Origin of the sequence: Streptomyces sp. NPDC060031, from assembly GCF_042736805.1 — a bacterium.
Taxonomy (GTDB): Bacteria; Actinomycetota; Actinomycetes; order Streptomycetales; family Streptomycetaceae; genus Streptomyces.
Window position 1 is genome coordinate 35,924 of the sequence record NZ_JBHWVM010000034.1, and the last position, 24,867, is coordinate 60,790.

Annotated in this window: 27 protein-coding genes; 16 read left to right on the forward strand and 11 right to left on the reverse strand. The window is 67.9% G+C overall.

Translation table 11 applies throughout. The features are described from left to right. Window positions 1-2: 2 nt before the first annotated feature. From ACFWB8_RS17495 to ACFWB8_RS17530, 8 genes are all read left to right on the forward strand, one after another. Window positions 3-1,457, forward strand: coding sequence for a CpaF family protein (locus tag ACFWB8_RS17495; protein ID WP_385226992.1), 1,455 nt, complete (start codon window positions 3-5; stop codon window positions 1,455-1,457). 2 nt (window positions 1,458-1,459) lie between these two features. Continuing rightward, a complete protein-coding gene (locus tag ACFWB8_RS17500; protein ID WP_385227103.1) occupies window positions 1,460-2,389 on the forward strand; it encodes a type II secretion system F family protein in 930 nt (309 codons plus the stop codon). Beyond that, window positions 2,386-3,273: a type II secretion system F family protein gene (locus ACFWB8_RS17505; RefSeq protein ID WP_385226995.1), complete on the forward strand. Its 888-nt coding sequence runs from the start codon at window positions 2,386-2,388 to the stop codon at window positions 3,271-3,273. The genes ACFWB8_RS17500 and ACFWB8_RS17505 overlap by 4 nt, the downstream gene beginning before the upstream one ends. 29 nt (window positions 3,274-3,302) lie before the next feature. Then, complete coding sequence (locus ACFWB8_RS17510; RefSeq protein WP_385226998.1) at window positions 3,303-3,503, forward strand: hypothetical protein; 201 nt, start codon at window positions 3,303-3,305, stop codon at window positions 3,501-3,503. A gap of 122 nt (window positions 3,504-3,625) precedes the next feature. Continuing rightward, window positions 3,626-4,009, forward strand: a complete 384-nt coding sequence (locus ACFWB8_RS17515; RefSeq protein WP_385227106.1) for a TadE/TadG family type IV pilus assembly protein — start codon at window positions 3,626-3,628, stop codon at window positions 4,007-4,009. After that, the gene (locus tag ACFWB8_RS17520) at window positions 4,006-4,455 is read left to right on the forward strand and encodes a TadE/TadG family type IV pilus assembly protein (RefSeq protein ID WP_385227001.1); all 450 of its coding nucleotides are present in this window, start codon (window positions 4,006-4,008) and stop codon (window positions 4,453-4,455) included. The genes ACFWB8_RS17515 and ACFWB8_RS17520 overlap by 4 nt, the downstream gene beginning before the upstream one ends. Window positions 4,456-4,458: 3 nt before the next feature. Next, on the forward strand, window positions 4,459-4,935 hold the full coding sequence (locus ACFWB8_RS17525) for a pilus assembly protein TadG-related protein (RefSeq protein ID WP_385227004.1): 477 nt from the start codon (window positions 4,459-4,461) through the stop codon (window positions 4,933-4,935). 14 nt (window positions 4,936-4,949) lie between these two features. Next, window positions 4,950-8,228, forward strand: coding sequence for a LysM peptidoglycan-binding domain-containing protein (locus ACFWB8_RS17530; protein ID WP_385227007.1), 3,279 nt, complete (start codon window positions 4,950-4,952; stop codon window positions 8,226-8,228). Between the two features lie 68 nt (window positions 8,229-8,296). Here ACFWB8_RS17530 and ACFWB8_RS17535 read toward each other — a convergent pair whose 3' ends face one another. The 4 genes from ACFWB8_RS17535 to ACFWB8_RS17550 all read right to left on the reverse strand — a co-directional run bounded on the left by ACFWB8_RS17535 (window position 8,297) and on the right by ACFWB8_RS17550 (window position 10,440). Next, a complete protein-coding gene (locus tag ACFWB8_RS17535) occupies window positions 8,297-8,551 on the reverse strand; it encodes a hypothetical protein (RefSeq protein WP_385227010.1) in 255 nt (84 codons plus the stop codon). 182 nt (window positions 8,552-8,733) lie between these two features. Then, window positions 8,734-9,069 carry an IS3 family transposase gene (locus tag ACFWB8_RS17540; RefSeq protein ID WP_385227014.1) on the reverse strand — a complete coding sequence of 112 codons (336 nt, stop codon included), beginning with the start codon at window positions 9,067-9,069 and terminating at the stop codon, window positions 8,734-8,736. Then, window positions 9,066-9,374 carry a transposase gene (locus tag ACFWB8_RS17545; protein ID WP_385227017.1) on the reverse strand — a complete coding sequence of 103 codons (309 nt, stop codon included), beginning with the start codon at window positions 9,372-9,374 and terminating at the stop codon, window positions 9,066-9,068. Before ACFWB8_RS17545 ends, ACFWB8_RS17540 begins: the two co-directional genes overlap by 4 nt. 130 nt (window positions 9,375-9,504) lie before the next feature. Next, complete coding sequence (locus ACFWB8_RS17550; protein ID WP_385227020.1) at window positions 9,505-10,440, reverse strand: hypothetical protein; 936 nt, start codon at window positions 10,438-10,440, stop codon at window positions 9,505-9,507. Between the two features lie 126 nt (window positions 10,441-10,566). Between ACFWB8_RS17550 and ACFWB8_RS17555 the strand changes: the two genes are divergently transcribed. From ACFWB8_RS17555 to ACFWB8_RS17585, 7 genes are all read left to right on the forward strand, one after another. Beyond that, the gene (locus ACFWB8_RS17555; RefSeq protein ID WP_385227023.1) at window positions 10,567-10,893 is read left to right on the forward strand and encodes a hypothetical protein; all 327 of its coding nucleotides are present in this window, start codon (window positions 10,567-10,569) and stop codon (window positions 10,891-10,893) included. Window positions 10,894-11,472: 579 nt separating this feature from the next. Then, complete coding sequence (locus tag ACFWB8_RS17560; protein ID WP_385227026.1) at window positions 11,473-11,961, forward strand: hypothetical protein; 489 nt, start codon at window positions 11,473-11,475, stop codon at window positions 11,959-11,961. Window positions 11,962-12,396: 435 nt separating this feature from the next. Continuing rightward, window positions 12,397-12,543 (forward strand): hypothetical protein, encoded by a 147-nt coding sequence (locus ACFWB8_RS17565; RefSeq protein ID WP_385227029.1) that lies wholly within the window; start codon window positions 12,397-12,399, stop codon window positions 12,541-12,543. Window positions 12,544-12,784: 241 nt separating this feature from the next. Then, on the forward strand, window positions 12,785-13,051 hold the full coding sequence (locus ACFWB8_RS17570; RefSeq protein ID WP_385227032.1) for a hypothetical protein: 267 nt from the start codon (window positions 12,785-12,787) through the stop codon (window positions 13,049-13,051). Between the two features lie 166 nt (window positions 13,052-13,217). After that, window positions 13,218-14,330 (forward strand): helix-turn-helix domain-containing protein, encoded by a 1,113-nt coding sequence (locus tag ACFWB8_RS17575; protein WP_385227035.1) that lies wholly within the window; start codon window positions 13,218-13,220, stop codon window positions 14,328-14,330. Between the two features lie 86 nt (window positions 14,331-14,416). Further along, window positions 14,417-14,887 carry a hypothetical protein gene (locus ACFWB8_RS17580; protein WP_385227039.1) on the forward strand — a complete coding sequence of 157 codons (471 nt, stop codon included), beginning with the start codon at window positions 14,417-14,419 and terminating at the stop codon, window positions 14,885-14,887. Window positions 14,888-15,145: 258 nt separating this feature from the next. Next, window positions 15,146-15,955, forward strand: coding sequence for an SAM-dependent methyltransferase (locus ACFWB8_RS17585; RefSeq protein ID WP_385227042.1), 810 nt, complete (start codon window positions 15,146-15,148; stop codon window positions 15,953-15,955). Window positions 15,956-15,990: 35 nt separating this feature from the next. Here the strand turns inward: ACFWB8_RS17585 and ACFWB8_RS17590 are convergent, their stop codons facing one another. Together ACFWB8_RS17590 and ACFWB8_RS17595 are read right to left on the reverse strand one after the other, a co-directional pair. Further along, window positions 15,991-16,794 carry a helix-turn-helix domain-containing protein gene (locus ACFWB8_RS17590; RefSeq protein WP_385227109.1) on the reverse strand — a complete coding sequence of 268 codons (804 nt, stop codon included), beginning with the start codon at window positions 16,792-16,794 and terminating at the stop codon, window positions 15,991-15,993. A gap of 201 nt (window positions 16,795-16,995) precedes the next feature. Next, the gene (locus ACFWB8_RS17595; protein ID WP_385227045.1) at window positions 16,996-17,223 is read right to left on the reverse strand and encodes a DUF397 domain-containing protein; all 228 of its coding nucleotides are present in this window, start codon (window positions 17,221-17,223) and stop codon (window positions 16,996-16,998) included. Window positions 17,224-17,522: 299 nt separating this feature from the next. Between ACFWB8_RS17595 and ACFWB8_RS17600 the strand changes: the two genes are divergently transcribed. Further along, window positions 17,523-17,987, forward strand: coding sequence for an ATP-binding protein (locus ACFWB8_RS17600; protein ID WP_385227048.1), 465 nt, complete (start codon window positions 17,523-17,525; stop codon window positions 17,985-17,987). Between the two features lie 333 nt (window positions 17,988-18,320). On the opposite strand, the gene ACFWB8_RS17605 is transcribed toward ACFWB8_RS17600, so the two are convergent. The 5 genes from ACFWB8_RS17605 to ACFWB8_RS17625 all read right to left on the reverse strand — a co-directional run bounded on the left by ACFWB8_RS17605 (window position 18,321) and on the right by ACFWB8_RS17625 (window position 24,762). After that, window positions 18,321-18,827 (reverse strand): DUF4253 domain-containing protein, encoded by a 507-nt coding sequence (locus ACFWB8_RS17605; protein WP_385227112.1) that lies wholly within the window; start codon window positions 18,825-18,827, stop codon window positions 18,321-18,323. Beyond that, complete coding sequence (locus tag ACFWB8_RS17610) at window positions 18,709-19,530, reverse strand: hypothetical protein (protein WP_385227051.1); 822 nt, start codon at window positions 19,528-19,530, stop codon at window positions 18,709-18,711. Before ACFWB8_RS17610 ends, ACFWB8_RS17605 begins: the two co-directional genes overlap by 119 nt. 530 nt (window positions 19,531-20,060) lie before the next feature. Then, window positions 20,061-20,630: an RES family NAD+ phosphorylase gene (locus tag ACFWB8_RS17615; RefSeq protein WP_385227054.1), complete on the reverse strand. Its 570-nt coding sequence runs from the start codon at window positions 20,628-20,630 to the stop codon at window positions 20,061-20,063. Between the two features lie 50 nt (window positions 20,631-20,680). After that, complete coding sequence (locus tag ACFWB8_RS17620; protein WP_385227057.1) at window positions 20,681-21,217, reverse strand: hypothetical protein; 537 nt, start codon at window positions 21,215-21,217, stop codon at window positions 20,681-20,683. Window positions 21,218-22,167: 950 nt separating this feature from the next. Then, window positions 22,168-24,762 (reverse strand): helix-turn-helix domain-containing protein, encoded by a 2,595-nt coding sequence (locus tag ACFWB8_RS17625; RefSeq protein WP_385227060.1) that lies wholly within the window; start codon window positions 24,760-24,762, stop codon window positions 22,168-22,170. Between the last annotated feature and the right edge of the window lie 105 nt (window positions 24,763-24,867).

Below are 24,867 nucleotides of genomic sequence, written 5' to 3' on the forward strand. Positions count from 1 at the left end.
GTATGCCGCCGCGTGATCCCCGGGTCTCCGAGCCGGGTACACGTGGTCCGGCAGTGCTGCCTGTGGCACCGATCCCGGTTGGGTCGGTGGTGGACTACGCGGCGGTGCGGCTGATCAAGAAGGAGGTCGGCGAGGAGCTCACCGACCTCTTGCGGGCCAAGTCGGGCCTGTCCGGGGCAGCTCAAGAACAGCAGGGGCGGCACCTGATCAACAGGCAGGTGGCTCTTTGGTCGGATGCCGAGGCTGTCAGGCGTGGTGCCGCGACGAGCGCGGCCGAGGACGCGGCCATCGCCCAGGCCGTGTTCGATCTGCAATTCCGGGCCGGCCGCTTACAGGCTCATCTGGACAACGTGCTGGTGGAGAACATCTTCATCAATGGGTACGTGGACGTGTGGTTGGACTTCACCGACGGCCGCCGCGTGAAGGTACCTCAGGTCGCCGACTCCGATGAGGAGCTGCGTGAGCTTCTTCGTGATCTGGCGCGCCGGACGACGGGGCAGAGTGAGCGCAGTCTCTCGACTGCGGATCCTTTCCTGGCGCTGCGGTTGTCGGACGGCTCGCGGCTCCAGGCCGTCATCGACGTCACCCCGGGCACCTACGTCACGATTCGCCGTCACAGCATGCGCCATGCGGACCTGCCCGAGCTCGTCAGCCGCGGCATGCTCGACTCCACCCTCGAGCAGTTCCTGCGCGCCTGCGTGCGGGCGGAGAAGAACATCATGGTCGTCGGCGGGCAGGCGGCGGGCAAGACAACATTGCTGCGGGCGCTATTGCGGGAGGTTGACCCAGACGAGCGGTTCGCGACCTTGGAGACCGAGTACGAGCTGTTCGCCCACGAGAACGGATATCACCGGCAGGTGGTGCCGATGGAGGCGCGCGAGTCCAATGGGGAGTTCGTGGCCGGGTCGGCGGCCGGTGAGATCACGCTCATGGACCTCATGTACCGGGCGCTGCGCATGACGCTGACGCGGATTGTGGTCGGTGAGGTCCGCGGCCCGGAGATCGTCGCGATGCTTCAGGCCATGACCAACGGCGCCGGCGGCAATCTGTGCACGCTGCATGCCATCCACCCGTCGGTGGTGTTCGATCGGATCGCTGAGCTGTATCTCCTCGCCCAGGCCAACATGTCCGAATCCCTTGCCTACCGTCAGTCGGCCAACGGTCTGGACTTCATCGTGTTCGTCGCTTCCATCGACGAGACGAAGATCGGCGGGCACCGCCACCGCTTCCTGTCCCATGTCCTGGAGGTGACGGGCGTCGGGGAGGGGGGTCGGCCGGAGACGAACCAGATTTTCGGGCCGCGCCCCGAGTGGGCAGAGCCGCGCGGCGTGCCTCTCATGGTGCCGCGCTGCATCAACGACCTGCGCCGCGTCGGCTTCGACGCGAACCTTCTCGCCGCACCCGGCGGGGCATGGGGCGCGGCGCTGCCGCTGCTGGTCCAGGAGTCAAGCCTGTGAACATGCTGCTGATGTGGGTTCTGGTCGGGCTCGCCGTTGCCGGCGGCTTGGTCGGGCTGGTCTGCGGGATGGTGGGTACGCCCGCCCCGAAAGGTCCGGGGCTCATCGCACGGTTGCGGGCCGGGCGTGCGTTGGCCGGGCGGGACGCAGTCATGGCCCGCCGCACGCGTCTGGTAAGTGGCGGCGTTCTTGGGGTGCTGCTGTGGCTGGTCTCGGGGGTGTTCGTCGCCGGGGTCCTGCTGTTTCTGGCCGTGGTCGGGGTGCCGTGGCTGCTGTCTCCGACGAAGTCGGCCACTACCCGGATCGCGAAGCTCGAGTCCCTCGGTGACTGGACGCAGCGCATCGCCAACAGCCTACGGATCGGGTCCGGATTGAACGAGGCGTTGCAGGTGTCTCGCAAGGGCTGCCCTGAGGACATCACGGCGGAGGTCGGCGACTTGGTCGACCGCTTGGCGGTCGGCTGGCGACCTACGGACGCGTTGCGCCTGTTCGGGGACGCGCTGAACGATGTCACCGCGGACAAGGTGGTGGGTGCGTTGATCTTATCTGCGCAGGACGGCGGCCCGGGTCTCGCCCAGGCGTTGGAGGATCTGGCGGAATCGGTGCACGAAGAAGTCGCCCGACGGCGTGCCATCGAGGCCGACCGGGCCAAGCCGCGTACGACGATGCGGTGGATGACCATCATCACCTTGGGTGTCATCGGCTGCGGATTTCTCATCCCCTCTTATACCGCCCCCTACGGCACCCTCTTGGGCCAGCTCGTCCTGGCCATCCTGTCGGCCGGGTTCGTCGGAGTCCTGGCACTGATGCGGCAGATTGCCGATATCAAGCCCATCCCCCGCTTCCTGGTCACCGACCCGCGGAGCGCCGTCTCCCCGGCTCCCACGGTGGAAGACGAGCCCGAGGCGAACCCTGTGGGGGTGACGGCATGACGGCTGTGGCCGCGATTCTGGCCGGTGCCGCGATCGGCACCGGAGTGGCCCTGCTGCTCCGCGAAGTTCTGATGCCCGATCCCGCACTCGGGCCGGCGCTGCGTCGTCTCAATCAGCCCGCCCTGGCGCCCACACCCGACCTCCCGGGGGTGGCCGACCGTGACGAGCGGTGGGGGCAGTGGCTGCTCGAGAAGCTGTCGGACGTGCCAGGGGTTCGCATCCCGTACAAGGACCTCGCGCTCACCGGCACCACCCCGGCCAAGTTCCTGCTGACGAAGGCCGCGTTGGCCGCGGGCGGACTGCTACTTCCGCCGCTGTCCACGATCCCGCTCCTGATCCTGGGACTGCCGCTCTACCTGCCCGCCATCGTCGGTCTCCTGGCCGCGACCCTGCTCTGGTTCACCCCCGACCTGGCGCTACGGGACAAGGCCAAGCGAGCCCGCGCCGAGTTCGCGCACGCCATGGCCGCCTACCTCGACCTGGTCGCGCTGCGCCGGGCCGGTGGCGTGGCCGCCGAGCAGGCCATGGAGCAGGCCGCGCAGGTCGGCGAGGGGTGGGCGTTCCAGCGGATCCAAGCAGCGCTATCCCGCTCCCGCGTCGACAAGGTCCCGCACTGGGAATCACTGGCACGACTCACTGCCGAGCTCGACCTGCCGGTGCTGGACGACCTCGCCGCGATCATGCGGCAGTCCGCCGACGACGGCGCCGCCGTCTACACCACGCTGCGCTCGCGCGCCAAGAATCTGCGCACCGAGCTCCTCTCCGCTCAGGCAGCCAGCGCCAACGCGAACTCCGAGAAGATGACGGCCCCCGGCGCCCTGATGGCGGTGCTGGTGATGCTGCTGATCAGTTTTCCCGCCGTCATCCGCATGCTCAACACCTGACCAATCCCCCGATGTCCGAAGGAGTTTCGATGACCAAGCTCGCGATCCGGCTGTCCCTCGCCCTCAAGTCCCGCTGGGAGGAGGTCAGGGAGCACAGCTCGAAGGACCGGGGGGACATCTCGATCACGACCGTCATCATCTGGGTGGCCGCCGTCGCCGGAGCCCTCCTGATCGCCGGGACGATCGCCGTCGTGGTCGGCAAGTACAACCTCAAGCTCTCCGGGACCTGAGCCGCGCCGAAAACGACAGCACTCGACGAAGAGAGGGGGGCGAAGTGGCGCCCGCGACAGCCAAGTCCGGGAGCGCCCCGGACCCCATTGGAGAGGTAGACGCGAGCGCCGTACGCGGGGACATCCGGGGCTGGGGTCAGCGAGGGGAGGCATCCATCCAGATGGCGATCGTGTTCCCCTTCGTCATCTTGGTGACCGTCGCCGTGGTGCAGGCCTCGATGTGGTTCTTCGCCCGCAACCTCGCACTCACCGCAGCCCGCGAGGGTGTGGCCGCAGCGCGCGTCTACCAAGCCCCGGAGGGCGCCGGCGCAGCACGGGCCCGCGAGACCCTCGGGCGTCTGGCCGGGGACAGTCTCGCCGGCAGCACCGTGAGCACCTCCGGTAGCACCGCCACCGAAGTCCGGGTGACCGTCACCGGCACCGCGCCCTCCCTCATCCCCGGCCTTTCGGGGCTGAGCGTGTCGCAATCCGCGAGCGCCCCACGCGAAAGGTGGACCACGCCGTGACGCACCACCAGGCGCGATGGCAGCGGGGCGCGGATCGGGGCAGTGAGTCGATCGCCGCCGCGATCGTCATCCCTTTGCTGCTCATGCTGCTGTGCACGGCGATCGCCGGCGGGCGCATCGTCACCTCCGGCGCGAAGATCGACGCCGCCGCCCAGGACGCCGCCCGCGCCGCCTCCATCTCCCGTACCCAATCCGGGGCGCAGGCGGAGGCCAGCGCCGCGGCCGCCCGGTCCCTGGACGACCAGGGCATCCGCTGCGCATCCAGCAGCACGAGCGTGGACACGGCCGGACTCACTGTGCCCCTGGGCGAGGTCGGCACCGTCACCGTGACGATCTCGTGCACCGTGCCGTTGTCAGATCTCCTTCTTCCAGGGGTTCCGGGATCCAAGACGCTGACCAGTCAGTTCACGTCCATCGTTGATGCCTACCGCTCGAGGGAGGGATGACCAATGCAGGCACAGACTTCCCGACCGGGGCCGGGGCCGGGGCCGGGGTGGCGCGCTGATGGGGGCGGGATTGCCGTCTACACGGCGATCGTCACTATCGCGCTCCTGGGCATCATCGGCCTGGCCATCGACGGCGGCGGCAAGCTGCGCGCCACCGAACGCGCCGATGCCCTGGCCATGGAGGCCGCCCGCGCAGCCGGCCAGGCCATCGACCCCGCCGCAGCCGTCAACGGAGAAGCGGTCCGCGTCGACCCGGCCGCCGCGCAGGCAGCCGCACAGGCCTACCTGGCCCGCGCCGGCAGCCAAGGCAGCACCGCCCTGTCCGCCGATGGGACGCAGCTGTCGATCACCGTCCACGACACCTACTCGCCCCTGTTCCTGCCGGTCTTGGGAATCGGTTCGATGGAGGTCACCGGCCACGGCAGCGCCCGACTCCTGCACGGCGTCACCCGACCCGAACAGCTCACCCACCACCCCTGAGAAGGACCCGTTCCATGGTGAAGCCATCGCCCGCCCGCTCCCGTACGCCGCGTCCGGTGCGCGGTAGTGCCCAGACCGCGGCCGCGATGGTCCGGGCCCTGATCAGCCTGACTGTGCTGGCCGCGCTTCTGGCCGGCCTGCCCAGCCTGCTGTGGTGGGCCACAGCGATCGTCGGCCCGCCCGGCATGGACGCCCTGTCGAATCTGTTGTCAACCAGCGATTCGGGGCAGGTGTTCCTCCTGCTGCTGGCCGTCGCCGGATGGGCGGGCTGGGCCTGCTTTGCGTGCGCGGTGCTGCTGGAGATCCCCGCCCAACTCCGCGGCCGCGCCGCTCCCCAGATCCGGGGCCTGGTCGGACAGCGTGCAGCATCCGCGCTCGTCAGCGCAGTCCTGCTCGCCCTGCCTACAGGAACAGCCCTCGCCGCCCCGGCCAGCGCCACCCCCACGGCCACAGCGCCGGTGAGCGTGAGCGCGTCCGCCATCCCCGACACCCCGGCCGGGAGTACCGCCGGCACTGGCGCCGCATCAGCCGGTGAGCGGGCCAGGACAGGATCGGTGACGTACACGGTGCGCGATGTCCGGCCGGCTGAGAGCCTGTGGTCGATCGCCGAGCAGACCCTGGGTGACGGCGAACGCTGGACCGACATCGCCGCCCTCAACGAGGGCCGCACCATGCACGACGGCAACACCTTCCACGCCGAGCGGCCCATCCAGCCCGGATGGACCCTCACCCTCCCCACCGACGCCGTCACCGCGCCATCTGCAAGGCCCCAGGCCCACGACGGCCCCACCCCCGCAACCGCGAACGGGCACAGCGAGTACCGAGTACGGCAGGGTGACAGCCTCTCCCTGATCGCGGACGAGCAGCTCGGGGACGCGGACCGGTTTCAGGAGATCTTCAACCTCAACCAGGGCGAGCCGCTGCCCGATGGCAGCTCATTCACCGATCCCGATCTCATCTACCCCGGGCAGCAGCTCACCCTTGCCCAAGCCGGCGGGACCGCGCAGGCACTCGAACCTGCCCCGGCCGCCCCCGCCCCAGCACAGTCCCAGCCCGGGGAGGCGACCGTGACCCCGGACCCGGCTCCCCCCGCCGTCACGCCGCCGCTCCCCACGCCGTCCACGGCCCCAGCCCACACTGCCGCTCCGACCAAGCCGGCGTCAGCGGCCCCGCTCCCGCAGCAGGCCACGCCCGCACCCGTACCAAGCCCGGCCAACGCCGCCACGACGGCCGCCCCGCGGGCCGGCGCCACCGCGAGCAGCGTCGACTGGGCGATGGTCGCCGGGATCGGGACGCTGCTCGCTGCCTCCCTCGCCGGGAGCCTCGGGGTGCGACGGATCCTGCAGCAGCGCCAGCGCCGCGCGGGCCAGACCATCGCCCAGGACAGCGACCCCACCGCCCTCGAACAGCTCCTCGGTGCCGCCGAAGCGGCGGACGTCGAGCTCCTGGACCAGATCCTGCGGACCCTGGCCCACCGCGCCGACGGAGACGGTCGCACCCTTCCCGCGCTGCGCGGCGTCCACCTCGCGGCTGGCAGTGTCACGTTGCTGCTGGACGAACCCGCCGAGTCGATCGCCCCGTTCATCGCTGGCCCCGACGCCGTCACCTGGGCCCTGGACCGTCAGGCGGTCCTGGCGGCTGCGGAAGACCTGCAGGACGTCGAGGCTCCGTATCCCGGGCTGGTCACCCTGGGTGGCACTGCCGAGGGCCTGCTCCTGGCCGACCTCATGACCTGCCGTGTCCTGCTCCTGGACGGCACCCGCGACGAGGTCCTCGAAGTTGCCCGTGCTCTGGCGCTGGAGCTGGGGACCTGCAAGTGGACCGACTACAGCGAGATCCTGACTGCCGGGCTCGGCACCCGCCTGGCCGGGCTGCTGCCACAGGGCCGGGTCCGTACGATGCCCCACCTGCCCGCCGTCGCGGCCGACCTCGGCGCACTGCTCCTCGAAGCCCACCAGAGCGGCGAACAGGTCCTGCCCTGGCTGTTGATCGCAGCAGGGGAGTACGACGAGGAGCACGTCACCCAGCTCGCCGACGCCCTCACCGCCGGCAGGAGCCTGCAGACCGCCATCGTCCTGCCGGCCACCCCCGCAACCCGACGCGCGTTCCCGCACGCCGAGATCCTCGATGCGACCCGCGACCAGGACGCCCGCCTCGACCCGCTCGGGCTGCCGGTGACACTCCAGCGCGTCCCCGACAAGCAGTACCGGCAGTACGTCCACGCCCTGGAGGTTTCCACCCAGGACCCTGCACCGGCCACCGGGGCATGGGGGTTCACCGAGAGCCACCAGCAGCCAGCCGCCACCGGGCAGCCGCTGGCCGTCCGCGTCACCAGCCAAGACGCCCAAGACCCCGGCAACCCCTTCCCCGCGCTCCTCGCCGGCCTCACCACCGAACCCACCACTCCCCCAGCCCCCTCTGTGGCCGACACCTCTCCTGAGGAACCCGTGGCGTCCGGCGAGGAACCGCAGAGGTCCCACCAGGGCAGCCAGGCTGCTGTGCCGCGACAAGCCGCGGCCCCAGCGGACAGCGAGACGCCCGGGTCCGGGGTCTGTGTCGAGATCCTTGGACCGTTGCGAATCAGCGGCGTGCATTCCGCGCACGCCCCCCGCACCACCGCCATCGCAGCCCTCATCCACCTGCGCCCCGGGCGCACGGTCGATTACCTGTGCCAGGCGATGGACCCGGTCAACCCGTGGAGTCCGCGCACCCTGCAGTCCCGCCTGTCGGAGCTGCGCTCGGTCCTCGGGACCACTGAGGACGGGCATCCGTTGCTCCCCCGGCCCAAGAGCGGTACCGGGTATGCGTTCCATCCGTCGGTCACCTCCGACTGGGCCCAGTTCAAGGCTCTCGCCGCCCGAGGGCTGGCCGCAGGACCGCGTGCCGGGACCGCGGACTTGGAGGCCGCAATGGCACTCGTGCGCGGCAAGCCGTTCGCGGGGCGGACGCTGCCCTGGGCCGACCCGATCATCCAGGAGGTCCTGTCCCGGATTACCGACACCGCCCACACTCTGGCCCGTTGGCACGCCGACGGCGAATCCCCCGACCTCGACGCCGCCCGGCAGGTCATCTCGCAGGGCCTGGACGTGGAGGAGACCTCCGAGGTCCTCTACCGCGACCTCCTCCACATCGAATGGACCACCGGCAACCAGACCTCGGTCCGCAAGACCGTCTCGCGGCTCCAGCAGATGACACGGACGTACGACATCAGCCTCGACGACGCGACGAAGGAGACCATCAACCGGGTCCTGTCACAGGACCCTTCGCTGATCGCCCAGCGCATCACAGGCTGACGGCCAGACACAAAATCGAACGCGGCCTGGCCTGCCTGCAGGCCACGCCGCGTTCCAGGCAACCCCCGTCAGGCGAGAGCGGCAGTGGCATGGCGGGCGGCACCCAGCAGCTCCGCACGCGCCTGCGACTCACCCACCGGCCGCCGTGAAGCCCACTCCGCGCGGATGTCCGCCACCGCCGCACACACCGCGGTGACTTCCCCCGCCAGAGCTTCCTCCAGATCGGCGAGTTGCGGACCGGTCACGACCACGGGTCCGTAGAAGCCGTACGGAAGTTCCATCTGGCGCCAGTGCGAAGCCAGCACCCACGCAGTCAGGTTCACCGGCAGGCCGTCGGGGCCACCGCTCCCGTGGACGTGAAAGTGAGCGCGCCGATGGTAAATCCCGGTGTCCGCCGGTCCGCCGACTGCGGCTCCCATCCGCCGCCGCTCCTCACCGTCCGGGGGCCACGGCAAGACCACCACCGCACCGTCCGGATCGATCCGGAGCGCGCCTCGGACATCGCTCACCGCGGGTCGGGGACGGTGGTCAGGTGTCGCCGCCTGCGGTGCCGGCCTTCAAGTCCGGCGTCCCGCATCAGCCTGGCGAGGCGGCGCCGTCCGCATCTTTCGCCCTCGCGTCGCAGGACGGCGTGGACGCGCGGGGCCCCGTAAGTGACACGGGAGTGCTCGTGGGCTTCGGTGATCTTCTCGGTCAGCTCCAGGTCGCGGACCGCACGGGGGCCAGGAGTGCCGCCCGGGCGGGCATGGAAGGCGGTGCGGGAGACCTCGAGCAGTTCACACGCGCGCTTGACGTTGTGGCTGCTCTGCTTCTCCGCCTCGATGAACGGGTGCACCGTCACCGGGTCTCCTTCGCGAAGAAAGCCGTCGCACGCTTGAGGATGTCGACGTCCTCCCGCAAGCGGCCGTTCTCCCGCCGCAGCGCGGCCAGCTCCTCACGCTCGCTGCTGGTCAGCCCGTCACGCTCGCCCGCGTCGACCTCGGCCTGCTTGACCCACTCCCGCACCGCGGCCTCGGTCAGATCGAAGTCCTTGGCTATCTGACCGACCGAGCAGTCACCGCGCCGGCACAGCTCGACGACCTCGGCCTTGAACTCCGACGTGAACGAACGGCGAGGGCGAGGCTTCTTCTTCCCCATGCTCTCCATGACGGACATCCTCCCGGGGACGAACCCCTGATCTCGGATGTCCGTCAAAGCGGATCAAGCCCAATCGGTCACCGGCACATGCTGCCCCGCGGGGAGCGACGCCATCGTAATAAGGGAAGATCAATGTCGTCTACTTCTCGCTGAGATGACGGGCTCGTTTGCGGCTCTGGTCGCTTGTGAGGTATTTGCGTAGTCGTGATCCCTGGGGGCACCACATCTCGCGAGGGCACCGCTCGCAGGTAGCGGCATGGCGTTCGTAACTGTTCGCGGCGGCTTCGGGGCCGCGGTTGTAATGCTGCCGCGCAGCACGCGGTTGCGCGGAAGACTCGGCGACACCGGGCGGCGGGTCCTCTTCTGGCGGGGCGGGAGTATCCACCTGAGGTGGGTCAACTGCATCAGCCATCTCGTGGTCAAGAGCTTGGTTGGACCTGGTAGGGGCGTCACGTGACGCCGTCTGATCCGTCACGTGACGCCCTGTGGGTCTGTCATGTGACGCCGTCTGGAACTTGTTCGCCGCCTCACAGAGGGTGTCATGTGACGCCGTCTGTACACGGCCAGGGGTCTCGTCAGAAGGGGTCACGTGGCGCTCTGTGGCCTGGGCCCGCTTATGTCGGAGCCGGCGGTCGTGTTCCGAACTGTCGAGCACGGCCAGGGCGCGTTCCCAGTCGAGGCCGGTGCCGGTCTCGGCGTCGGCGCCGAGCGGGAGTGTGCATGCGTACGTGGCGGGCTTGGGGTGGCGGCCGCCGCGCGCGTTCGACGTCTTCTTGATCAGGTGCATGGCTTCCGCGGCGAGGAGTACTTTCTGGACGGTTTCCTTGCTGCACCGGCCGATAGCCATGAGGGTGTCGGTGCCCAGGAAGGCGTTGGTGCCGTCTGAGTCCGCTGCCTGACCCACGGCCTGAAGGATCGCGAAGAACGACGCACCCAGGGTCTTCCACTGGGGCTGACCCTTGGCGGCTTTTGGGACGTGCTTGGCGGATCGGACCAAGAACCAGCGCCAGGAGTGGGCGGGTGCCCAACCGTGCTTGATCTCTCCGGTCGAATCATCGCCGTATCCGTAGATCATGGCGACGAGAATACCTGCAAGGTTTCCCTGTGAGCAACATTCTAGGCTTTTTTGGAAACAATTCGCGCGTTCTTCGAGCGGTCGGGGCTGTCGTTTGAGGGAAACCTCCTCGATAGGATGTGCGCCATGGACAAGGCGACCAAGCAGCAGGCCCAGGAGGCGGTGACCGAGCTAGAGCTCAGGTTCATCGAGGCCGTCGAGCACGGAAGGCTCCGAGCGGGGCTCACTTACGAGCAGCTCGGCAGCTTCCTCGGCATGTCCAAGAGTCAGATCAGCAAGCGCCAAGATGCATTGATCAAATACACCGTGCGTGAGATGTACTACGTCGGCCAACTACTCGGCGTGGACCCCTTGGTCATGGCCGCCGGCCTCGGCGAGTGGCTCAGCCACATCCAACCCGAAGAAGTCCGCCAGCGCCTGCAAAACCTCACCACCCCTGACGCCCCGCAATAGAGAGACGAGCTCCTTCCCAGCCTGCGGATGCGGGAGTCGGCCGTCGGACTCCGAGCTGCACAGCACGGCCAGGACGGGTTCGCAGTCGGGCGGGTGCCGAGTTCTGCGTCGGCGCCGAGCGGGAGTGCGGATGCGCACGTCGCACGGGCGTCCGCCGCGTGCGTTCGCTGTCTCTTGATCAGGTGCATGGCTTTGGCGGCGATGAGCTTCGGTGCTGTTCCTGGTCATCAGGCAGGGGTCCGGGGCGGACGTCACCGGTGTAGATTTTCTACATCCCATGCCCTGTCCGCCCGCACGGCCGTACCCTCGCTTTGACGCTGTGTCGGAAGCCACGCCTCTGGGGGGCTCATGGGGACAGCACTGTTAGGACTCATCGGTCCGATAGTGGGTGGAGTCGCCGTCGTACTCACTACCTACTGGACGACTCGGCCCAAGGCACTCGCGGAAGCGCGGAAGTTCGAGGCCGAAGCAGATCGGACCCGGGCAGAGACCACCAAGATTCTTGCTGAGATAGATGTGCGCCGGCCGTCCGTCGCCCCCCAGGACACCACACCGAAAGGGTGGAGCGTCTCGGGATCGGTGCCCGAGGACTACGAGGTCGGCTTGGACTTGGAAGTGTTCTCTGTCGGCAGGGCCAGCGCTTACATCCGCTCCCGCCACGAGAACCCCGCTGGCTACGCCGGGCTGGTGCAGACGGTCAAGGCGGATGACTATCGAGGCACGCGGCTCCAGGTGACGGCGATGGTGAAGGCTCGGGACGTAGTCGGCTGGGCCGGCGTCTGGATGAGAGTGGACGACGCTCACGATCACACTCTCGCTTTCGACAACATGCAGAATCCGGAACGCCGCATCGCCGGAAGCGTAGGTTGGCGCAGATACAGTATTGCGCTGGACATTCCTGAGAACGCTGCCTACATCAGCTTCGGGGCAGTCATGGAGCGCACGGGGCAGATCTGGCTGGATGACGTGCGAGTCAACGTCGTTGATGACTCCGTTCCAGTAACAGACATCACCTCACGCTTCCCCCGCCATCCCGTCAATCTGGACTTCGAGAACGGCACCTACTGACCCCGGTCCAAAACGACGATGCCTCCGTCTGACGAAGCGTCAGGAGGAGAGTGGGTACGGGCGGCACGCACAGCTCCCTTCGGCCTGCCCTGAAGCCCCTTGCACGGCTCCGACCCCGCCGCGCAGTCCCGTGGCGGGCTCCTACCGTGAGTCGCCGGCGGCCGAAGGGCTGGAGTTGCGGCTGGACGGTGGCGAGATCCGGGTGCACCGCCACCAGGCGAATCGATTGCTGGCGGCTTCGTCCCGTGGAGGATGCGGCGGAACTGCCCAAAAGTCACACCGTCATCGTCGGTGCACAGGGCTGGGCGTTCCGGCCAGATGGCGGGCGAGTGCGTCGCATTCGCGGGCTTCGTCGCGCAGTCGCTGCATGTCGGGCGCGGGCCGGGTCCTGTTGGCGCGCGGGGGCTGCGGGAGCGGAGGAGTGTACACGCCGGGGTGGACTCCGGCGGACGGGTGGATTTTCACCACCAGGATTATTTCGGCATGACCCTGCCATGTCTATCGCATGACTATCTGAATTACAGCGGCGGCGTCGATCGCTTTCTGACCGTTTCTGACTGCATCACGGCGAAGCACGGTTGATTGGTGTTGATTTTACTGCGTTCGGGAGCGGCAGGTGAAATTGCAGCGGGCCGTGTCGGCAGGGGCCGACGGGGTTTCTCATCACCAACTGCTAGATGATTTGCACGATTGGCGGATGGGATGGATGAGGGGGGTCTGCGCCCGTTAGCGTCGTTGTGCGAGTAGGCCCCGGCCCGGTGGCCACCAGTTACGCCGGGGCCCCTCACTGCTCAGTCAGCGACACAGAAAGTGGGTATCTGCAATGTCCGACCGTTTCCTGCCCGCGGCCCTGTTGGGGGCCGCGTCGGGGTTTGACGCTAACAGCAGCGTCACTCCGAGTGAAGGCGGCCAGGTGCGTAGTGCCTGGGCCGTCACGCTCGAGGTGCGTGCTGTGGTGGCGCTCACGGTGGCTCCGTTCGTGTTCCTGTCGGGCGCGTGGGGGGCGCCGATGGGGGTGGCGATGGTGCTGACGCTGCTGTCTGCTGCGTCGCGCTCTCGCGTCAGCTACCAGCGGGCCAGCTCTTCTTAGGGGGTTTCTGCCCTGTCCGGCTGCTGCGCGCGGGAGACCGCGCCGGCCGCCGGGCGGGGCCCGTCCCCGGCCCGACATGCGGAGGGCATTGGTCCGCTTGTTCGGCGGGGCGGGTGTGTACATCCCGCAGAGAAACTGACCGCACGACAGGAAGGGTGGCCGCGACGTGGTCACGAGCGAGAGCGAGTTTGGAAAGTGCCGCCGGTGCGGCTCGCACATTCCCCATGTTCCGGGGCGGGTCGGGCGCAAGCCCGAGTACTGCGGCACGGAATGCCGCGGCCGGGCCCAGCGCGAGCGGGACGGGCAGGTGGATCTGACGCGGCCGCGGGCGGGTCTGCCTCTGGGCCGCTACATCGCGGAAGATCTGCAGCTGATGGCGACGGGGCTGCTGAACGCGGAGTACGAGGACCGCGAAGAGCTGCCCGCGCTGCTGCAGCGGGCCCGTGAACTGGCGCGGGAGATCGACTACTACGTGGCTGCGGCGGCCCGCGATGCGAAGGCGGCCGGCCAGAACTGGGCCGCGGTGGCCAAGGCGGCACAGGTCAGCATTCCCACAGCCCGTTCGCGCTGGGGCGAGCAGGAAGTCCAGCGGCAGATGGAGCGGCGGGCCAGGGAGCACACGGCAGCCACCCATCTGGGCAAGGCGCCTCCCAAGGGCGCCTTGTCCGAGGAGGGTCCCCCGGGCAGGCAGGGTGAGGCAGGGCCGTTGCGTGACGGTCCGGGCCGGGCGCAGTCCCTGCTGGCCGATGCGCTGTCTCATCTGCACTCGCGCAGCGGCATGGCCATCAAGGACATCGCGCAGCGGACGGGGTGGTCTCCCTCGTACCTGTCGCGGGTCCTGTCCGGTGAACGCTCGCCCGGGTGGGATGTGGTCGCGGCCCTGGCCGCGGTTTTCGAGCACCCTGTGGACGACCTCGCTGTGCTGTGGGATCTTTCGCAGGGCCGTATCCCGCCCAGCCGGGCCTCGTTCGACATCGCCAAGGCCCGTCTGCACGCAGCGCTGCGGGGCTTGTACCTGGCCGCAGGCAGTCCGACCGTGGAGCGGATCTCCCAGCACAGCGGTGTGGATGGGCAGGACATCGTCGATCTGCTTCAGGAGCGGCTGGTGCCGACGTGGGAGATGACGGGAGCGTTCGTGAAGGCGGTGGGAGCGCTTCCCGCGGATGTGCGCCCGCTGTGGGAGGCGGTGCACTACGGATTCTTGAACCAGTGGGATCCCTCGGTGGGAGAGCGTCCTGATGAGCCGGTCCTGCCCCGCCCCTCGGGCGGCCAGGGGTGAGCTCTGTCCCGGGCGGCCGTCCGGAGGTGTTCCGCCGGCGGCCGCCGTCACTTCGTCCGCCCTCGAGCTCCTCTGGCCTGCCTTCCATGACGCATGCTGACGGTTTTGAAATGCCCTCGATGGAGTACACGGCCTTTTGTGAGCTGCACCGTGAGGCTTACGTGCGATACATCCTGACACGGGTGGGCGACGCCGACCTCAGCGAGAGGATCGTGGCGACCGCGTTCGCCACGCTGGCGGCGATCTGGCCCTCGGTCATCAGTAGTTCCCGCCCCGAGGCCGTGGCCTGGGCGGTGCTGGGCGGGCTGGTCGACTCCACCCTGCACGGCGTGCACTCCTCCGCTCCCCTTGAAGAGGACGAGGTCTACCGGCAGCTGCCTGTCGCGCAGGCCGACGTGGTGGTCCTGCGCTGCCGGATGGCGCTGAGTGCCGGCCAGACGGCGCATCTGATGGGGCTGGAGGAGCCCACGGTGGCGGTGCGGTTGCGCAGTGCCGGGCGCAGTCTGCCGCCCCGGCTCGCCGGGGTGGTCGAGCGCTGTATCGGTCAGGGGGCGTGAAGATCGGCCCGGTGTGGTGGGGGTCCGCGCCGGGCGTACTGGCGGCGCGGGGCGTACTGGCGGCGCGGGGCGTACTGGCGGCGCGGAGCGTACTGGCGGCGCGGAGCGTACTGGCGGCGCGGGGCGTACTGGCGGCGCGGGGCGTGCGGCTATATCACGTGCGCCCCGGGCGGTGCAGGGGTGTGGGCGTCCTGGTCCGCGACGTGTGTGCGGGGTGGGATGCTGCGCACGACGGTTGCCGATGGCGGTGAGGGGCTCATGGACCGCAATTACCTGCTCACGGGTTCCGTCGACTTCGACCGGCCCAGCATGGCCCGGATGCACGACTTCTTGCTCGGCGGGCGCGATCACTATCCCGTCGACCGCACGGCGTGCGCGCAGGCGATGGCGCGGGCGCCGGTTCGGGCTTTGGCCCACGCCCAGCGTGATTTCCTGGGACGGGCGGTCACGCACCTGGCGGGCCGGCTGGGGGTACGCCAGTTCCTGGATGTGGGGTGCGGGTTCCCCAGCCCTCGGCCCGCCCACCAGATCGCCGCAAAGGCCGCTGAGGGCGGGCGGATCGCGTATGCCTATGTGGACTGCGATCCGCTGGTCGTCGCGCACGGCCAAGCGCTGCTGGAGGGCGACGGACACACCACGGTCGTCCAAGGCGACCTGCGTGATCCCTCCGTCCTGATACGTGAGGAACGCCTCGCCTCCGTCATCGACTTCCAGCGTCCGGTCGCGGCCCTGTACGTGTCGGTGCTGCACTGCATCCCTGACACGGATTCCCCCGCCGAGGCCGTACGGGAGCTTTTGTCACACCTGGCATCGGGGAGTTTCCTGGCCATCAGCCACCTGGTCTGTGACGACCAGGTGGCCGGCGAGGAGCTGAGCGGATACCTGCAGCAGACGGCGGGCTGGGGCAGGGTGCGCACCCGCGCGGAGGTCGATGCTCTCTTCGAGGGGCTTGAAGTCCTCTCCCCCGGCCTGGGGGACGTCACGGCCTGGCTCCCGGCCACTGCGCGTGCTTCGCGGCGCCTGGAGCGGGGTTGGTGCGAGTACGGGGGTCTCGCCCGCCTCCTATAGGTCGGGGGGCTGGGGCGGCCGGGGGGGAGGCGGTGTCAGAGCGCGGATTTCAGCATGGCCAGGGACTCCTCGACGGAGGCGGAGTGGACCACCAGCTGGGCCATCTGGGCGGAGAAGAAGTCTGTCTCGTCCAGGTCACCGATGTACTCCGAGCGGCTGCCGCGCTCGATGTAGGCGAGATCGGGCAGCTGGTACTGGTCGAACCTGAGCAGTGTCATCGGCGAGCCCAGGGCGAGGCATCGGTTGGTGAACGGCATCACGCGGATGGTGATGTTGGGCATGGCGGCCATGTCGATCAGGTGCTCCACCTGGCGGCGCATCACCTCCGGTCCGCCGAAGTGGTTGTGGAGCACGGCCTCGTGCAAGATCGCCAGAAGCCGGGGCCGCGCGGGCGAACACAGCAGTTCCTGGCGTTCCATCCGCAGCCGAACGCGCGCCTCGACCTCGACCTCTCCCTCCAGGAGGTACTTCACCTCGGTCACGGCACGGGCGTACTCCTCGGTCTGCAGGAGCCCGGGCACCAGCTGGTATTCGTAGGTGCGGGTCCATGTCGCGGCTTCCTGCAGCCCGATGAACCGGTCGAACCAGGACGGGACGATTCGCCTGAAGGGCGCCCACCAGCCGGGCTCGTTCGCCAGCTTGGTGAGCTGCACCAACTGCTCGGCCTCTGCCATGCCGACGTTGTAGTGCTCCACGAGCTGCACCGTGTCCTCGACCCGCACCCGATGCAGGCCCCGCTCCAACCGGCTCAGCTTCGAGACGGAGATCGCAGGCTGCCGGCTGTCCTTCTGCATCAGCCTCGCCCCCTGGCGGATCTCCCTCAGCCGGTGCCCCACCACCAGATTCAACGCCGTGGGACTACGGCGGCCCGGAAAGGCGAGGTACTCCTGAACCGACGGAACACGGACAGGGACCTGAACCGGGACTGGGGCGGGGTCGTCGTGGGGCAAGGCAGGCTCCTGCAGGGGACGATGCGGCTACTCGCCGCGAGTCTCCCACCCCCGGAACCTGCCTCGAGCCCACAATCGGATTTATCCCGATCAGCCGATCAAATGATCGAAATCGCCATCCTTGACGCCCTGAAGGAACGCCACGATCTCCCCGCGCGAGTAGTAGAGAACGGGGCCGTGCCGGTCGCGCGAGTTACGCACCGCCGCACCCCCGCCCGACAACCCAGCGACCTCCACACAATTCCCGTCCGCGGCACTACGGCCGCTCTTCACCCACACCACACCCTCGATCGAACCCTCCACAACCGGGCCGCCCATACGATCCACTCCACTGCCCCTAACTCGCCACCGCTTCGCTTCCACCCACGACACGCCGAACCACCCTGAATTGCATAGATGTTCGGATTCTTCTTCTTTCGTGTCGCCGCCACCCGATGCAATTGCATGAGACGGCGGGCGGCGAGGATACTAGCGAGCATCAAGCCACCAGGAATCGCGCTCCTGGATGCCTTGCGGGGGGACGTTCGATGCGGCAACGAGCAACAACTACCGACTGCCACGAGGAAACCGGTACGGCCACGCCACCCGCGGCCGAAACCGCTCCACTCGAAATGAGGATGAGCCACCCCGGCACCCGCACCGACTGGGGCCTGGAACTCGGCATCAGCGCCGCCGGCTTCACCGCCCGCGCCATCACCAACGAACCCGACATCCTCAGCAGGATCCGCCGTTTCACCCGCAAAGTCATGAACGAATGGGACCTGCCCCAACATGCCGACACAGTCATCGCCGTCGTCGACGAACTCGCCGCCAACGCCGTCGTCCACAGCCTCACCACCGGCAGCACCACCGCCTGGCTCGCACTCCTCCGCAAAGACGAAGCCGTCATATGCGCCGTCGCCGACCCCAGCCCCCAACCCCCCGCCCTCCCCCCTCCCCTGACACACGCAACCCTCATGAAGTCACACGGACGCGGCATGACCATCATCGACGGACTCAGCTCCGCCTGGGGCTACTCCGACCCCACCCCCCACGGCAAAACCGTCTGGGCCAAAATCCCCGCACCCCCCACCCCACAATGACCACCCGCCTCCAGGGGTAGGAACAGATCGGCGGTCTTCCAACGCAGCACAAACGCCCAGGCCCATTGCGAACCACTCCGAAAGAGCGGGGTACGACATCGTGGGAAGCGGATGTCCAGGACGAGCTTCTCGTCGCCGATGCTCTTGAGGTAGTCGTCCAGCTCCAGTGGCTCCGACGCGCCGCCATCCAACGCCTCACTGTCGACAACGACTGCCTGCGTACCGCGCTCCACGATGCCCGCGCTGTCACCCCGCTGCCCCGCCGCCCCCGATGACCGACTCCGTCGCCACCAATCAGGTGCGCCAGCGAGCTGCCACCCAGCGAGTGCCGGATCAGTCCCACCAGAAATCCCAGCGATGGGCGCCAGCGATCCGCTCGGCATACGCGGCCAGTGTGTACGGTCTGCTGCCCTGCCAGATGTTGTCAGGGCAGAACGCAAAGTGCTCGGCTGCAACCAGCAGAGCCTCATGCTCGCTCACCGGTGGCGCGGCGACGCTGAGGTGCAGCGTGGAAAAGCCAACCGCGACGACACGGGCTCCGAAGCGGTGTTCCCAATCCCGGACGACCGCAGAGAACTTCGCGGTGTCGTTTTCGTAGTTGCAGGGGCCAGCCCAGCCCACAGCTGTCAGCGCTTCGGCACCGGACGGAGCGGCAACCAGTCCCAGACGTGTCCGCGGGCAGTCGGTGAGGAACGCCTCCGCGAACGCTGATGCCAGTTGCTCAGGGTTCGTTACCGTCCCCCGGCTGGCCGCAAGGCCGGGCCATGCCTCTCCGAAGGGGGCCGTAACAGGCGTTGCCGGCCACCCCGCGGTTGACCAACGCGCGCAGGAATATCTCAGGCGTGTCCAACTTGAACTTCGCAAATGTCGCAGCGTAGATCATCGATCCCACAAGCTGCCGCACATGCCCGGAGGCGTCACCTGCCGTTCCACCAAACGGATCCCGCCGGAGGTGTGGAGTGAACAGAAAGCCCCGTTCGACACCTTCGGCGGTCTGGATGACCGACCGCTGCACCAAGTTCTGCGATACGGCGAAGTCAACCCACTTGCGTTCGGTGGACTTTACGTGCGCGTCAGGCAGTCCCGGGTTGAGCGCCACCTCCTGGAGCAACGCGCCCACGTCCGTGGTGGCCCGCGCGTCAGCTGCCTTCAGAGCCGCCTTCGCCAGCGCTTCATCCCCCTGAGTCCAGACGTTCGGGTTGTAGAGAACCGATCGGCCGTCCTCGGAGTCGACACGCCGAATCAGCCCCGTCCCTGTCAGGTGCCGAAGCGCGTCCTCTGCAGCCTGATCATGGCCCTTGACGCCCTCAGCCACTGCGGCGATCTGCAGCGCGTCCTCTACGAGGAGTGGCTGCAATACGGTCGCCCCAAGGAGGGCAAGAGCCGCCCGTTCCACAGGTCCGACCATGAGGATGTTGAGCACCTTCGGCGCGGCCATGATGAGGTCCCCGCGGGCGGGGATGCGTTCCGTGATGGAGACGAACTGGTCGTCCTTGTCGCGGACTACGGAAACCCAGTTCAAGACTTCCATCGTCTCGATCACGTCCTTCAGGCTGCGCGGCCAAGGCCAACGTCGAGCCCAATGGCGCGTACCCTGGCGGCGCTGCTCGTGGTGCTCCCGTGCAGACGAAACGCAACGTCGAAGATCCATCCCGCGAACTCCAACTGCTCAAGGGCTGCACGTTCAGAACCCATCGCGTACGCACGCAGATGCCGCGAGAGCCCCAGAGCGAACTCAGCATCCGTCAAAACAGCCAAAACTCCCCCACTTCGAGCATAAGACGCAGAGTGCTCACGCACAGCGGGCGGAGCCACCGATTCAGGCTACCCGGCGCCGTAGGCGGCCCGTTGGCGATTTCTGCAGCCTGGGGACTCGACCTGGGGATCCCAGGCGCCGCCGCCGATCAGACCTTGCAGCTGCCCCGCACAGACCGCCCGCCGGTACCACCTTGCCCGACCCGGTCAAACAGAAGTGCCGCTACATACCTAACTTGCCATAACAGCAGACAAGTTCCTGACCCGCCGAATCGACTTGACAACCCTATGGCGATCGCGCCGGGCCGACGACGCCCATCAAGTACTCCTTACCGGGTACGAGCCTCTGGGCGGGGGAAGTAGCTCAAGGCGGAACTCGGCGGCCACACGATTCACCACGTCATCTGGGATCGGCCCTTTCTCATCGACGATCAGACGTATGTCCTCGTAGTCGCCGCCAGCATCAGCGAAGAGGGCGAAATTAGTTCGGCCTGAGCGGTCACGCACACTCGTCCAGTGCACTCCGTCGAGCCCGTAGGAACGGGCTACTTGAGCGAATGCGTGGCTGAGTGGGTAGTTCTTGTCCACTTCGAGGGCCAGAGCATCACCGATGCCCATGACGTTCAGGTTGGCATTATCGGTCAGGTCCGCCAACTGGTGGAGATCGATAACGCGCATGTACACGTGGGACATCTGCGCGACCGTGCCCAACGGGATGCCTGCATCCCAAAATCGGCGGAAGACCTCGATAAATGCGCCCTCTCGTGAGGAGGCTGCGTAACAAGTGCCGCTGCCGGGGGTGTCGAAGCGGCACACAGGGTCGCCGTCGCAGTACCAGGCCGGCTTGCCTGGTCGGCCTTTGTACATGCGGGGATAGATGCGGTGCACCCTGGTGGTGTTCTTGAGTGGAAAGGGCACCAGGTCTCTGGGAGGGCTAGTCATTGTGTCAACCCCGCTACTGCACATCTCGCGGACCAAATCAGCTTCTCCGTGTACGCCTCCTCCTCCACCGCAGCGCGCGGCTCCCTCCCGTTGAGCTCGGGCTGTCCGGTTGCAGCCCAGAGGACCACTAGTTCGGGAGCGAACGCTTCGCCAAGCTCCTCAACGAACACGTTCAAGACTTCGGTGACGACTCCAGTGGGTTCTTTGTCGGGCTGACCGGGCAGGAACTGCCACAAGGGCAGGAAAGTCTCGTGCCGACCGTGAAGACCGACGAGTCGGCCATTCTGAACCTTTTCAATCACGAACTGAACGGGCACGTCGAGCTCAGATGCCAGGGCGCTGGCGGTTGTACTGGCCCCAAGCGCGAGGTGCCAGGAAAGGTTGCTCGTAGCGAGGGCAGCAGCGTCTTGGGCGATCTGAGCGACGGCGCTCGCATCGGCATCCTTGCGGTGCGCCTTCAGGTACTGCATGGTGTCAAATCGCTTCTGGATCGCCTCAGTGAAGGCAGTCACCAGACCCTCTTCGCTGTCCATATCTCCACCGTACGCCGCGCTGGTCAAGGACACCGTTCGGGCCAGACTGCCCACCCTCCCGTCCTCTACTTGCCCGGCGGGCAGCAAGATCATGGGGTTGCGCCAGCTCCGTTGAGTCACCCGTAGGGGGGGACACTTCCCGCCCACGGTAAGCCACCACAGCAGGCCGGTGACAGCGTCCCGCACTGCGTCCTCGTCGTCCGCGTAGACACAGTCGCGCAGCCGATGCTGGTCCGGTCGGGCATGTGGGCCGGAGCCACTTCGAGGACAAGCTTGCCGGCCTCCCAGCGCGCCGTGCGCAGATTGTGAGCCAGGCGCCGTTCCTCGCCGACCTGGTCGGCTGGCAGCGGGCTGCCCGGGGCGACGTCGGCCCCGGCGAAGTAGGCGTTCAAGGGTCCCGGGTCGCCTTCGGCGGCATAGCGGCTACACGCGAGGTCGTGGGCGAGCAGGGCCCGAGCGGCCTCAGCATCGGTGAGGTGGGCGGGTGCCGTGCCGAGGACGACCGTGCCGAACGAATACTCGAACCGCTTCTTGCGCTGCTCGACTCGATGGGTGCCGGAGGCGATCTGGCGGAGCGGCGGGGTCGTGATTCAACGAGCGCCGACGCCGCCCGGAACGACCGCTCCCTTCCGAGGCAAGCAACTTGCCTTACGTACCAGAAGAGGTGAATTGACCTCTGACCTGCACAGATCTGGGCCTGACCCTAGATAGCGATCGCCGCTGGCCTCCAGCTCGGCCCCCACGCAGCCGCACCCGGCAGCGGCGGCGTCACGGTCGCGGCGCTGACCGTCACAGCCGAACGGGAGTCCCGAAAGCGTTTCGGTCGAAACACCTTCCCGGGCCATGACAAGTCGCACTTGCCTTACTTGCCTGATGCCGCCTCATGCCGTCTGACCTGGACGAAGTACCTTCGCCCCCTAGATAACGATCGGTGTGGGGGAGGAGATCTTCTACTTCCACGGCTGTGAAGGTGTCCCGTCTGGGTCCAACCCATACGGCCACCGATCCTCCACCTTCATACCGCCGAGCACCCGCATTGCTGGGTGGAGTGGCGCGTTGGCATGGCCGATGTCGACCAGCCGCCGGTAGAGGGCTTCGGCAGCGTCACTGTCACCGGCCTTCTCCCGTGTCCTTGCGAGCCGGATGAGGGTGGCGGGGCTGGTGGCGCTGGCGGCCTGCTGGTAGAGGGTTTCGGCGGCGTCGGGGTCCCCGGCTTCCTCCCGCAACCTTGCGAGGGGGAACAGGGCATAGGTGTATCCAGCGTCGATGGCCTGCTGGTAGAGGGTTTCGGCGGCGTCGGGGTTCCCGGCTGCCTCCCGCAACCTTGCTAGCTGGACCAACGAGGGGGCGTGGCCGCTCTCGGCGGCCTGCTGGTAGAAGAATTCAGCGGCGTCGAGGTTCCCAGTCCTCTCCCGCATTCCTGCGAGGACGACCAGGGCGTAGTTTTCGCCGGTGGCTGCCAGCTGCAGGTAGATGCCCTCGGCGCCGTCAAGGTCACCCGCCTCCTCCTGCATTCCAGCGAGGACGAACAGTGCCTTGGTGTGGCCGCTGTCGGACAATTGTTTGTAGAGGGTTTCGGTGGGGTTGGGGTCGCCGGCCTGCTCCCGCAACCTTGCGAGCTGGACTAGGGAGGGGGTGTGGCCGGTGCTGGCTGCTTGCCGGTAGATGGCTTCGGCGGCTTCAAGGTCCCCCGCGTTCTCCCGCAACACTGCTAGTGGGAACAAGGCGTAGGTGTATCCGGTGTCGGCCAGCTGCTGGTAGAGGGCCTCGGCTGGCCCAAGGTCCCCCGCCTCCCGCCAAGACTCTGCGAGGAGGAACCGTGCGTGATATTCGCCGGTGCTGGCCAGCTGATGGTAGATGGCCTCGGCGGCTTCAAAGTCACCCGCGTTTTCGCGCAACCTTGCGAGTGGGGTCAGGGCCTTGGTGTATCCACTGTCGGCCAGTTGCTGGTAGATGGCCTCGGCTGCGTCAAAGTCACCCTCCTCCTGCCGCCGTTCTGCCAGGCGAAGGACGGCGTCGCTGCGGCCGGTCTCGGCACCCTTGTTGCGGAGGTGGTGCTCCCACTGAAGACGGTGTCGGGTCAAGGCAGCGTCGGCGAGGTTACTGAGGTCGTCAGGGTGGGTGAGATGGGTGTGAGCAGCGTGCCAGAACGAGGCGGGAGGGCACACAGCGATGCGAGTGGTGCGGCTGTGCTGTTCGAGGTAATCGGACAGCCGGAACACCGGCCCTGCTGACATTGGTGGTGCCGATGGAGCTGGGCCGCCGGGAGGTTTGCGCGTGGGGCGGGCTGCAGCGCGGCGAAGGGGGGCCTGCTTGCCATGTACGGGGCGAGCCAGTTCGGCGAACGCGGCTTCGACCCAGTCGTCGCCGAGCTCCGCGTAGTCGCTGTCGCTGAGGTAGTCGGTCGCAGCGTCAACAAGGAAGGTCTGCGGCAGGTGCAGTCCGACGCCGAGACGTCGTGCGTCCATCGCCGCCTCCAGTACCGCCTTGGCGGCTGGCGTGCTGTGTTCGAAGCGGCGTAGCAGCTCGGGGGCGCCAGCTAGGTCCTGCGTCACCTGTCCGTGGTCGCCTGCCCTGGTGAGGGCGTCGGCCAGCAACTGGTCTCCTTCTTTCGCGAGAGCTGCCGCGGCATGGAGCGCATCTGCGTCGAAGCTGCCGGGGACAGAGAAAGTACGCCCGGCCAAGAGCTCCCGCACCCGGCTGTGCGGGTCCGGCTGGCCGGGGGCGGGTAGGGCCGCGTACCGGCGTTCGTATTCGGGCCACAGGGTGCCCAAGACCAGGACCGGCGCGCGGCCGGGATGGGTGAGCAGGGCATGCACAGCGGCTGCAACACGCTCGCCTGCCAGGGAGTCGCCAAAGTAGTGCTGTGCCTCGTTCAGCCATACGACGGTGCGCGGCTGGACGCGTTTGAGATCCTCAAGCGCGGCTTCGGCGCGGGTCGGGTCGAATGGGTGCCACAGCCGCCACCCGTCGTTCGCAAGCGGTTGGACCGCTTCCCAGCACGCCCTGGTCTTCCCGGTCGAGGATGTTCCGACCAGGACGACCATCCGGCTCTGCCCCTGCGCTGCATCCCGAACCGCCTGGGCCAGCACGCGGTCGTGGCTCCGGTGCACGTATCCGGGCAGACACGCCGCCACAGCATCGGGTCCCTGCCGTGAGGATGCGGGTCCGGCCGGGTGGACCTCAAGGGCATGGGGGCCCCACTCGGTAATCGGCAGGCCCGGTCCCGGTTCAGCACCGGGTACGGCCTCGGGGGCTGGCTCCGCAACGAGAAATGGTGCGGCAGTCGCGCGTCGCCGCAGCTCCAGCAACTCCTTCTCCTGCAGGCCCAGCACACGGGCCAGCGTCGCCACCGTGGTAGCCGAAGGAGGGGGCGCATCCTCCTGGAACGCCAGCTGCACGGTGGTGCGACCCAGACCCGTTCGCGTGGCGAGCTGGGTCTTGCTCAGCCTCTTGTGGGCCAGCGCGTCGGACAGCATGCTCCTCAGCTCGGCAAGCGCCTCGTCGGCCCCAGCCTGCTCCGCCGCGGTCAGCTCTTCGTGCATACGCTCATCCCCCTGGCCGTGCGTTCGCGTGTGTTCATCTTCGTCCGGACCGCAACATGGCGCAGAGCAGTTCTGCGACATTCGACACGCCAACAGTTCCAAAGC